At 40.7% G+C, this 11,728-nt stretch carries 8 protein-coding genes; 4 read left to right on the forward strand and 4 right to left on the reverse strand.

Going from position 1 to position 11,728, the window contains the following annotated elements; genetic code table 11:
- Positions 1 to 53: 53 nt before the first annotated feature.
- Together NXS00_RS10640 and NXS00_RS10645 are read left to right on the forward strand one after the other, a co-directional pair.
- On the forward strand, positions 54 to 1,040 hold the full coding sequence (locus NXS00_RS10640) for a LacI family DNA-binding transcriptional regulator (RefSeq protein WP_258099172.1): 987 nt from the start codon (positions 54 to 56) through the stop codon (positions 1,038 to 1,040).
- Positions 1,041 to 1,142: 102 nt separating this feature from the next.
- Complete coding sequence (locus NXS00_RS10645) at positions 1,143 to 2,744, forward strand: tetratricopeptide repeat protein (protein WP_258099173.1); 1,602 nt, start codon at positions 1,143 to 1,145, stop codon at positions 2,742 to 2,744.
- Between the two features lie 49 nt (positions 2,745 to 2,793).
- On the opposite strand, the gene NXS00_RS10650 is transcribed toward NXS00_RS10645, so the two are convergent.
- Positions 2,794 to 5,187 carry an endonuclease gene (locus NXS00_RS10650; protein WP_258099174.1) on the reverse strand — a complete coding sequence of 798 codons (2,394 nt, stop codon included), beginning with the start codon at positions 5,185 to 5,187 and terminating at the stop codon, positions 2,794 to 2,796.
- Between the two features lie 243 nt (positions 5,188 to 5,430).
- Between NXS00_RS10650 and NXS00_RS10655 the strand changes: the two genes are divergently transcribed.
- Entirely contained in the window at positions 5,431 to 6,891 is a 1,461-nt protein-coding gene (locus NXS00_RS10655; RefSeq protein ID WP_258099175.1) for a hypothetical protein, read from the forward strand.
- 1 nt (position 6,892) lies between these two features.
- Here the strand turns inward: NXS00_RS10655 and NXS00_RS10660 are convergent, their stop codons facing one another.
- The 3 genes from NXS00_RS10660 to NXS00_RS10670 form a co-directional block, all read right to left on the reverse strand.
- Positions 6,893 to 7,945, reverse strand: a complete 1,053-nt coding sequence (locus NXS00_RS10660) for an NAD(P)H-dependent glycerol-3-phosphate dehydrogenase (protein ID WP_258099176.1) — start codon at positions 7,943 to 7,945, stop codon at positions 6,893 to 6,895.
- Positions 7,923 to 9,605 (reverse strand): 1-acyl-sn-glycerol-3-phosphate acyltransferase, encoded by a 1,683-nt coding sequence (locus NXS00_RS10665; protein WP_258099177.1) that lies wholly within the window; start codon positions 9,603 to 9,605, stop codon positions 7,923 to 7,925. Before NXS00_RS10665 ends, NXS00_RS10660 begins: the two co-directional genes overlap by 23 nt.
- An 85-nt stretch (positions 9,606 to 9,690) precedes the next feature.
- Positions 9,691 to 10,587 (reverse strand): PhzF family phenazine biosynthesis protein, encoded by an 897-nt coding sequence (locus NXS00_RS10670; protein ID WP_258099178.1) that lies wholly within the window; start codon positions 10,585 to 10,587, stop codon positions 9,691 to 9,693.
- A gap of 127 nt (positions 10,588 to 10,714) precedes the next feature.
- Here NXS00_RS10670 and NXS00_RS10675 point away from each other — a divergent pair, with 127 nt between their 5' ends.
- Positions 10,715 to 11,689 carry a polyprenyl synthetase family protein gene (locus NXS00_RS10675; protein WP_258099179.1) on the forward strand — a complete coding sequence of 325 codons (975 nt, stop codon included), beginning with the start codon at positions 10,715 to 10,717 and terminating at the stop codon, positions 11,687 to 11,689.
- Positions 11,690 to 11,728: the final 39 nt, after the last annotated feature.

Genomic DNA, 11,728 nt, shown 5'->3' on the forward strand with positions numbered 1-11,728 from the left:
CGCATTGAAAAATCGCTAAATTTGCATTGATTTATCAATTTCCACCACCAGAAATGTCTAAAGTAGCAACCATTAAAGACGTAGCAAATGCGCTAGGCGTCTCCACATCTACTGTGTCTAGAATTCTCAATGGGAAAAATCAGAGCAATAAAGATCTGGTTGAGAAGGTTCAGGCTGTCGCTAAAGAATTAAACTATCAGGTAAACACCGTTGCCAGAGGACTTAGAACCAATAAGTCAGGTTTGATTGGCATCATAGTTCCGGATATCAGTGATGACTTCTTTGCTTCAGTTTTTGCTGGTATAGAAGAAGTCACGGAAGCAGAGGGTTATAACTTACTGATTTGTCAATCCAACGAACGTAAGGACAAGGAGGAGCAGCTTGTTCAGCAGTTGATTGCTTGTAATGTAGAAGGGCTAATGATCTCCGTTACTCAGGAAACAGACTCAGTTGATTTCCTTGATAATTTCGCTAGTATGGGCAAGAAGATTGTGATGTTTGATCGGGTAATTCGTCAGAACACCTATCCTACAATAGAAACCAATGACTATAATGGTACTTTCAATGCTGGCAAGCATCTAGTTAACTCAGGGAGCAAAAAGTTCTTATACATGGGGTTGTTTGAGAATCTGGAGAACAACCGTCAGCGTTTACATGGTTATGAAGATGCCCTCAAGGAGAACGGCTTGGTTTTGACTGGAAAAGCCTATGTTGAGGAGGTTCAAAATACTTCCAATATTCTGGATGCAAATTGGAATGCTTCCATTGATACTGTGATTTGCTACAATGATATGATTGCTGCAGAGACTTTGGCTTATTTCAATAGTAAGGGAATAATGGTGCCAGAGCAAGTTTCTGTTTGTGGGTTTGATAATCGTCCACTATGCCGATATACGCAACCACCACTGACGAGTGTGGTTCAGCCAACTAAAAGACTTGGTGCTCTTACCACTCATACTTTGCTTGGCTTGATCAACGAAACGGATGTGGATCCTATGGAATTAGAAAATGATCTAATTCTCAGAGCGTCAACAAGATAATTTTCTTAAAGCCCGATAGCGTATAAAAGCATTTGAAAAGTTGACTTGTTGATTTTGTATAGGTAATCCATTACTTTAATGATAAGTAATGGTTAACTGTACATGTCTGTATTTCAATTCATTATCGGTTTATTTAGTGTTCTAACCCCGTTCACGTTATTGGGTCAACAGCAAGACCTTGTTCAATTGTCAGACCTTGACTTCAGTTCATTAAATGAAAAGAACGTATTTGAAGATGTGGAAAAGGGCGATTTTGATGGGTTTGATCTGCTAATGGTCATGTCAGATGCTCCTTTAGAGTTAAAGCAGGAATGGCGAGAAAGTTATGATATCAAAGTACAGGATTTAAAAAGCCAGAGTCGGCCTAAAAGCAAATCAAGGAATGCTTACAAAGTATATGAATTTGTTCATGATCATTTTCTGAACGCATATCAACCATTTTCATATTTTGATGAAATATTTGAAAATGGTACATACAACTGTGTGTCATCGGTTGGGCTTTATGGACTCCTTTTTGAGGAACTAGAGGTGCCTTATGAAATCAAAGAAACTCCTACTCACGTTTATCTGGTAGTTCACCCTGAAAAAGAGAAGATTTTAATAGAAACAACAGACTCTGAAAGTGGCTTTAGGCGATTTAGTCACACCTTTAAAAAGTCTTTTATTAAAGATTTAATAGAAGTAGAAGCTATCAGTTTAACTGATCTGCAAGATGGTGTTAGCGCTATTTTTGATAAATATTATTTCACCGATAAGCAATTAGGAGTTAAGGAGTTAGCGGGAATGCAGTATTATAATAGGAGTGTGACCTTTTTAATGGAATATGATTATCGTGCTGCATTTAAAGATTTAAAGAAAGCATACTTCCTCCATCCATCTGAAAAGATCAAAACGATTTTATTGGAAACTGCTCTAATGTGTACGAATGATTGTGATTATTCAGAGCCAGAAGATGTGGCCTTATTGACCATTCTATCTAATTCAGAAACTAAAGCATTTGACAAGCAAGACTTAATTGCTGAGTTTATGCATTTGCTAGAAGTGCAGTTGGCTGAGTTAAACCATACTGACAAAGTTGCTAGTTATTTTCAAATGTTGAGTTCAGAGTTGAAGGACAGTGCATCGGTTTCTCAGATCAGTTTTTACTACCATTTCGAAAGAGGTAGATTATTATACAATGCAGGGAAATACGAGGAGGCATTACCTTTTGTGCAAGCCGCGCTTAGTTTGCACCCGAATCAAATAGAAACACAGACATTAGTAGTGGCCAATTTTCATAATGCCCTTGTAACGAATGTTTGGGGAGTTGATCAATACATCGCTAACATGGAGAACATCTATGATCTATTTCCCCATTTAGAAAGTAATACGGCGTTGGGTACTCTGCGCGCGGAAGTTTATTTAGAAGGGATGAGTGATTGCTATCGAAATGGAAGTGTTGATAAAGCAGATGATTATCGAGGACGATTTGAACAGTTGATGGCCAGACAACAGGATCTCTTAATCGATGACTGGAAAGTAGCTAAAGCATATTCTCAAGCCGTTTTATTCTATTTTAATAATGAGGAATATAGTTCTGCAAGACAGGTGCTGAGCTCTGGATTGAAGTATTTCCCTGATAATCAGGAGTTGCAGCGAAGAAAGAATTATCTCAATAAGTATGACGATTTAAGTTACCATCGAGTTGAAAACTCGGAAAACTAAAAAGCCCGCAAATGCGGGCTTTTCCATTGTATTTGATTGTATCAACTCCTTAGTTGACTATTAATTTGCTTTCATAACTCTGGCCATTTCCTGAGATTTTCAAGAAGTACAGCCCGCTTTCATGGTTCGACAATTGAATCTCACCTCTTAGTGTGTTTCTGTTAGATTTAGCTTCAGATTGCCACATTACTTTTCCATTAAGATCCAGTAGTCTAATTTGGTAAATGCCATCTTGTTTCACTTTCAAATTAAGGTTTACAAAATCTAAAGCCGGATTAGGGTAGATCTCCGTAGTTAATTGAATTGCTGCATTCGTCTTAGCGATGCTATTTGCAATTCGAGCTCCTGAACCAACTATTTCCACCGCATAATCTTCTACTTCACCATAACTGAAGCTTTCACATGAGGTAGGAGAGCCATTGTATTTCATACTTACGCGCATTTTAGTAATGCCTTCTGATGCTGACGATGGAATCGTGATGCTTCCGCTAATGGTAGATTGGAATGCTCCGCTGCTATAAAGCTGCTCGCCAGAGTCCGCAAAGTCTCCATCTCTGTTTAGATCAATCCAGATTCTAAGGTATTCATTGTATGCTCCTGAAGGGAAAGCTGGAGTTAATGAGAAGCTGTAGCTGGAACCTTTAGCAACATTCGTTGAAATGGAAGTGTAATCACCATAACCGCCATCATTTCCACTCGAATTACTAATAGAACCCAGTGAGAAGCTTGAAATATACTCGTAGGAGGAGTTGTTACCTTGTGAACTGCAATAACCTGTTGGCATTGAAGAGCCACCGCCTGAGCCTCCACCGCCACCAGTAGATCCGCTAGTTAATGAACCTAAATTGTCAAAGCTATCTTGAGCTTGTGAAGTCCATTGACTGGCCGAATAAGAACTAGATGGTCCAGTAACTGAACTGTTTCTCTGTAACGTTACATTCTGGGCAAAATTGGATGATCCTCCATTGAAGGTACCGACTATGTCTGACAGGACATTATTTTCAAATAAGCCAACTGGATCGTTACCATTGAAAGTCATTACAGAGCTACCAGTTGTCAAATCTGCCTTTGCAAGAAGTGTTGAGCTTGCAGAAGAATAAACAATCACATAGGTGGATTGCGCAGCAAGTGTTCCTGAAAGGCTTAGCGCAGTGCTCCATGATCCAGCTCCATTTGTCTGCTTTTTCAAAGAATATGCCGAAAGACTGACAGAAGAAGATCCAATATTTGCTATTTCAATAGCCTTGTTGTTGGATGATCCCTCTACATATTCAGAAATGATAACATTGCCAGTGGTGCCACCACCACCGCCTCCGCCACCACCAGACGAGCCAATAGTGAAGGACTGAGTTTCCGTTGAGCTGAATTGACCACCACTGATCAAGGTGCCACCACTGCTAGAGAATTCATATGAACCATTACCGTATGAGCAGCAAATTCCATCACCATATTGATCATTGATGGTGAAATCGTAAGTGCCATTGGTAAGACAAAGCTCCTCCGTATACGTAGAGTTTGCGTTGCTATATCCAGATCCTGAGGCAATAGTTGTGGATCCCTGTTTTAGTGTCCAGGACGTTTCAGCTGGATAGTTATCAGTCACAAGGGTGAAAGTTACTTCAGTGTCAGAGCAAGTGGTGCCTCCACCGCCTCCGCCACCACCTCCGGTGCCTGAGCCCCAGATAGCGTCTACGTATTCAGGATGGTCAATGAAAGGATTCCTGTTGCCCTGATAGCTATAAATGGCATTGTTTCGATTCATTTCTTCTGTAGATACCGGATCTGCAGCATGCCATGCTAGTAGTACGGATTCTACTCCATGATATGGAGACTTGTCAGTGTTTGGTAGCACATCTTCTGTAAGCTCTAGATCTGGTTCTCCGTTTTCTCCTTCATAGCGCACTGCCATGTAAAGAATCATTCTGGCTACATCACCACGAACATTGTTCCCAGGATACCAACTATCAGAATCTGTGCTTGCTGGTGTACTTCCAGAGTAATTTCCTCCTGAATCAGTGTAAGGACTTCCTCCATTGTCGAAAGCTTTGTTGCTTCTAGCAGAGTTGGTAGTTACATCTTCTGCTCTGATATGGTGAAGGTCTGTTCCAGGCCCATTAGATGTTCCAAAGTCTCCACGAGACTTAGCCCAAACATGTTCCCGGTTCCAACCGGCACCACTCGCATACTCTGCAGCAGCGTTCATGGAGAATCGTGAATAGATACCTACAACATTACTACTGTTATTTGGGTCTCTATCTGTTACTTTCAATAAGTCCCATAGATCGCCATAGCTGTATTCTGTATGGCCATCGATAATGTTGTTGAGTTCAGCTTTGAGCGCCTCTCCTGTGAGACCATTCGCTGAGTTGTAATACCCCGATGGGGCTTGTGCAAAAAGCACACCTTGCCCAAGCAAGGAGAGGATGAGTAAGAGTTTTTTCATAGTGAAGTGTGAGTTTGTACAGTCGCTGACGAAAATAATGGATTGTTGTACGAATGAGAGATACAGTATTGACCCGTAGGTAAACTCAATTTGGTCGTTATGAGATTTTCTTTCTGTTAATTATTTAGACTATTCGTTTTGATAAAAGAATTTTTGCTTAATTCGTGAGACTGTGAAACTTTCTGTATGCTAGGAAGATAGAACAGTTCGCCGCCTATAGTAAAGCCAATCCTGCAATATCGTATGGATTTAATACGTGAAATGGCCATGGTCATTGAGCAAGACCGACCTAAGTCGTTTAACCTGCTCATACCAAAAGGGTCGAAACTAAAGCGTCTTTACACATTGGCAATCCAGGAGGATTTTCAAGGTGATACCCATGCTTCCAGGGTGATCTACAACAGTGATCCCGGAGATAAGCGGTTCATCATGCTTAAGGGAAACTTAATCAATAAGCTTTCCGAACTGACATTAACAGCCAATCACTCTGACATTAACAAAAGGAACTTCATTAAGGTCCAGTTTCAGTGCGAGCGTAATCTCTCTATTGCTAAGAAACTGTTGTTTGTCAATGTATATCACAATGCAGAACGTATTACTAAGAAGGTACTAAAACGCGCAGAGAAGTTTTACCTATCCGAAATTGAATTGGAATGCTACTATTTGCTTCGAAAAATCTACTATCTCAAAGGGTATCCGAACGAAGTAGAGAAGTACCAAAAGCTAGCGCTCAGTAAACAGGATGAAACGAAACTGATGGATCAGGCATATGGTTTGGTCCAGATTTCTCTTGCTCATGTGAAGTTCGTTCGATCGCAATCCAATTCACTACAAGCCCTTCTTAAAACGTATGTTTTGGAGATTAAGCGATTTAGAAAGGAATGTGATTCTCCATTTCTAATGCTTTCATTTTTGCGAGTTAAATTGATTCGTGCGCATCAAGCGAACAATTTGAATAAATGGAATAGAGCACTTGAAAAGCTATGGCAACACTTGATTGACTATCCGTTTTTAGAAACAGAACATCTGCTTTTAGAAGTCAATATCGCTGCTGCTAAATACTACATCGCAATCCAGGAGTTTCAGCTGGCAAATACGGTTCTGACTGAGCTTTTAGAGTTTACTTCTTATGAGGCTTTTAATCGGTTTGAGGTGCAAGCGGAGCTCTTTCAACTGTACCTGCATCAGAAGTATTTTGATAAGGCGACTGAGTTGTTAGTTGAAATTCATGAAGAGCCTCGATTTGAAGAATTAGATAAATTGGATCGGGCTGGATGGATGATCAGAGCATCATACTTAAGTTACATACAGACTGTAAATGGAGAACGCAGAGTTGTTCCAGGGTTTCATTTGGATGAATTGCAGCGATTCTATCAGGATTGTTCACCTATTAGCAAGGATAAAGTTGGCTTTAATTTTCAGTTTATGGTCATACGAGCTTTACAGCTACGAATGAAAGGAGTATTGGATAGTGCCAATGAGTCCAATAATTTCAAAGTCTACTATCAGCGATATATTAAAGAAGAAAAGCTCCAACGAACCAAAGGGTTTGCAAGAGCTTTTATAAGAATTCTTCGTTCCAATTTTGATGCTGAAGTAATTGCTCAATCACTTTCGGAGTTTACTCAGGCGCACGGTCAAGATCATGTGTGTCTGGAATATTGTGAGATCATAGATTATCGCTACCTGATCTCTACATTGTAATTTATTCCATATCTATTTCCGCTCTGAATGGAAACTTCATCAAATAGCGATGCGCATCATCTACGCTCATTTCATTTGAAATGATACGGTGTAGTGTTTCTGTGATAGGCACTCTTACTTTATAAGTTCTAGCCAGTTCGTTAATGATATCTATCGTTTTCACACCTTCAGCCACCTCTTCCATAGAATCAATGATGGCTTTGATGTCTTCGCCATGGGCTAATCTGTTTCCCACAGTGAAGTTTCGGGACAAGCTACTGTAGCTAGTAGCCATTAGGTCACCAACTCCAGCAAGACTCAGGAATGCTTGCGCATTGCCACCTAGAGCTTTTCCGATCTGCACCATTTCAACAAGCCCACGACTAATGAACAATGCTTTGGCATTTTCTCCAAGTCCTAAACCTGCAATGGTACCAGCACCTACAGCGATAATGTTTTTTAGAATGCCACAGAGCTCTATACCAATCAAATCGTTACTACCATAGATCAGGAAACGTTCATTTCTTAGCAGAGTCTGTCCAACTCGTATGACCTCATCAAAGTGGCTGGCAACAACTGTTGCGGCTGGCTTTTTTTCACTGATTTCACGAGCCAGGTTTGGTCCAGCCAGACATCCTACGCGAACAACAGAGCTTTCTTCTTTGATCACTTCACTCATCGTGCGCACGTGCTCACGAGTAAGCGGATTTTGATCATCAATTTTGTCTCTATTGACATTTAAGTCAAATCCCTTAGTGCCGTGAATCAGGATGTGATAGGGTTTTAAGTAGGGAGAAAGATCTTTCATCATTTCCCTGAAATTTGCAGAAGGAACAACAGGGAAGATGACATCACAAGACTTGCCTACTTTTTCCAGGTCATCGGTGGCTTCTATATGGTCATGAATAGAGTAACCATTACAAGTGCGTGTTTCATTGATTGACGCAGCTTTTCCTGGAGTACGTGCATAAAGCAGTACATTCTGGTTCTTTTCAGCCAAGATATTAGCGACAGCAGTTCCAAAACTGCCAGCACCTATTACTCCAATGTATTTAGATGTGCTTTTCGAGACCATAACCTTCCATTCTGTTGTGATAGTAATACAGCGTATTCATATCCTGGATGATGACCTTGTCTCCCTTTTTCACCAGTGGACGTTGAGCATGATACATACCAAGGTTTGCTACACCATGCTCAATGGCAAGGTTTGCTTTCTCTTTCATGTGTTCTGCTACTCCCACTTTACCTTTCTTCTCAAGCTTCAAGATGCGCTTTCGTAGTTTTTTCCAGGCTGTTTTGAACTCTTCATAGTCAATCATTGCATCTTCATCAGGAATACGCAATAGATTGTATAGGTCCAATTTTGGGTTCTTTCGCTCCATCATTTTGAATGCGGTGTACGCAACCAAATGACTGGCAAATACCCTATTGTATTTGTGATATTCTTCTACAATTCGTTTCGCAAGGATCCGAACGTACTCTTGTTCTCTTTGATGGTCAACAGTGATTTCACCTTGTGAAATGAAGTAATCTTTCGGGTGAATAATAGCACCTGTGCTATCCAGGCTATGGCCTTCCATGTCTACATAATTGCCAAGGATGTCCATTCCTTTACCAATGGTCACAGAGATGTTAGAACCCTTAGTGAAGAATTTGAATAGGAAGGACGCGATTTTGTAAGAAGTAGTAAATTCATCTGCTTCCTTGTAGTAGCGTTCCTGTCCAGTTCTTTTCAAGTGCTCGTTGATCAAGGCTGGCGCTTCTAAAGTGAAGTTGTAGTTGATGACTACAGGTACGATGAAGATTTTCTTCGCCTTATTCTCAGCATCTTCTTGCTGATACATAATCCGCTGAGCCTCAATGGTCGTGCTTAGCAAACCTAGTTTTAGAGCTTTTTCAATTTGCCCTGATCTGGATCTTGTTCCTCCCGGGAAAAATAAGCTGTGACAACCTCTTCTCAACGCCATGCTGGAGTACGTTTTTAGCGTTTCCAGATACACAGGGTTTTTCTTTCTTCTATCCACCTTGTAAGCACCAAGGCTGTTCATGAAGTAAGCGAAGATTTTCAGATTGAACAAGTTCAGTCCGGCTCCATAGATGAATGCTGGTAATCCAAGAAACTGAATAACCCAACCAATCAGAATGGAATCAAGATTACTGAAGTGAGTTGGTACCATTACCACCGTTCCCTTTTTAGCAAGAGCACGAATGTGTTCTGGTTCACCTACTATATGAATTTTGTCATCGAGATCTAGCTGACGGCTGAATAATGACGTAAAACCTTTGACCCTGGTCGCGTTAAGTAAGCGTGCGAACCCAAAGGTGATGAAAGCTCTGGCGAATCGGTAAGAGTTCTTTTTGAAGTTACCTGCGATCTCATCGGCATAGCGATGAATGATTTCTCGTAAAAGTCCTTCTTCTATTTCTTTCGCTTCAGCAGGAGGGAGTGTGGCGCTATCCACCAATCGATCCTGTATACTTTTCCAAAAAGGCTTTTCGTCTTTTGGATCTACTCTCCACGGGTTGGCTTTCATCCGCAGCTTTTCTCTGTACACAGTCATCTCTAGCTCTTCACGAAGAGACCTGCCACGGGTGATTGTTTTAAGGCTGTCAAATGACTCATTGGTTACCTCGCCAATAAACGCTTTTCTGTCTTTGGCCAATTGGACAATGGGCCATTGCTGCGTTCTGGGGATAATCTCAGAATACCTTACTTTCTCTTTTTGTTTTCTCATTCAAATGGGAATGTCTATAACTACTGGTAGTTAATAACAGCCGCAAGTTACTGGATTCTCCCAAAACTTGTTTTGGAATGTTTTATTACGATTCCAGAAAATGGATGCCTTCACCAGTATAAACACTTTTGCCACTAATTGTTACCTGCTCAAACTCGCCAGATTCGTTTTTTTTCGTATCCAAATAGATTTGGCTGGGTCTACCCATTTCATATCCTTGCAGACTCGTTGCCGGCATTTGTAAAAGATTGTGTTCTGTTAGATAAGAGGCTAATGGGCCATTAGCTGATCCTGTCGCTGGATCCTCCGGGATACCGATCTCCGGGGCAAACATTCTGCCTTGTACATCGCCACCTTTTACTCCATCTAGAGTATAAACGTATAGCATCGCATCCCCAAAATCAGGCTGAACATCCATCCATTGATCGGTTTTCAATTTGATTTTAGATAAAGTATCAACAGACTTCAGTGGAACCAATAGTGTATTGTTTCCACAAGAAACTTCCTGTATTGGAGCATCCACCAAATCAGAGACATCCAGTCCTAATATTCTAGCAAGTAATTCTCGTTTGTCATCATGTCTTGGACCGAATGTAGGAAGAGGTTGGTGCATGGTGACAGACTCTGTCTGATTGTCTTTGAATTGAATAAAGACATCCACAGGACCAACTTTTTGGTTGATTGTAATTTTTTTTAGCTCATTAGCTCCGTGTTCAATGAACCTTGCCAGGTAATATCCGGTTCCTACTGTCGGATGTCCTGCTGTGGGTAATTCTTTGCCAGGAGTGAAAATACGCATGCTGTAGTTTTCTCCATTTTTAGGAGGGAATAAGAAAACCGTTTCTGATAGATTAAGCTCTCTGGCGATGGATTGAAAGAAATTTTGATCAATATTTTCAGCGTCTGGAAATATCGCAAGTTGGTTGCCTCCGTATTTTTTTTCTGTAAATACGTCCAGCAAAAAGTAAGGGGCTTTGTTCATAGCAGCGTCTGAAAATTAAATTTTCTTAAAACTATTAAAACAGTACAGGTCTGACAAAATGTTGCGAAGCTGTTAAAAGCAATTTGTAATGCCAAATGGTAGTGTTAATATTGCAGACCTTAAGATTATGCCACTTAAATTAAACGATATACAAGCTCCTGTTGACAAGGAGATGTCGGAATTTGAACAGAAGTTTCGCAAGAGCATGCGAAGCAATGTGATGCTTCTTGACAAAATCACTAGTTATATCGTGCGCCGAAAAGGCAAGCAGATGCGTCCATTGTTCGTTTTTCTGAGCGCAGGTGCTGCAGGTGGTATTCAGGAATCTACTTACAGAGGAGCTTCATTAATAGAATTGCTGCATACGGCTACATTGGTTCATGACGATGTAGTGGATGATTCTCACTACCGTAGAGGGTTCTTTTCTGTCAATGCTCTTTGGAAAAATAAGATCGCTGTACTGGTTGGTGATTTTCTTCTTTCTCGCGGATTATTGCTTTCATTGGATAACGACGATTTTGATTTACTTAAGATTGTATCCAATGCAGTGAAAGAAATGAGTGAAGGGGAGCTTCTTCAAATGGAGAAAGCCAGAAAGCTGGATATCACCGAAGAAGTTTATTACGAAGTGATTCGTCAAAAAACGGCTAGTTTGATTACTGCGTGTTGTCGGGTAGGTGCTAGTTCTGCAGGAGCCACTCCAGAGGTGGTAGATTTGATGACAGAATTTGGTGAGAATGTAGGAATGGCTTTCCAGATCAAAGATGATTTGTTTGATTACGGTACTTTCGAAATTGGCAAGCCTACAGGAATTGACATCAAAGAGAAAAAGATGACTCTTCCACTAATTTATGCGCTACAGCAAGTGGGTCGTTCTGAGAAAAAGCGCGTGATCAAAATGATCAAACGTAGTGCCGATGAGCCTAAATATGTCAATGAAGTAATTGATTTTGTGAAGGCATCAGGAGGGATAAAGTATGCAACCGATGTGATGAATAATTATCACAACAGAGCCAATGAGCTTTTGAGTCAGCTTCCAGAAACAACCTACCGGACTTCCCTTCAGCAACTTGTGCAGTTTACCATAGACCGTACAAAATAAATCCCCGACCTAACGCCGAGGATTTCATTAATCTTTAAT

The sequence above is a fragment of the Marinoscillum pacificum genome (assembly GCF_024714495.1).
Classification (GTDB): domain Bacteria; phylum Bacteroidota; class Bacteroidia; order Cytophagales; family Cyclobacteriaceae; genus Marinoscillum; species Marinoscillum pacificum.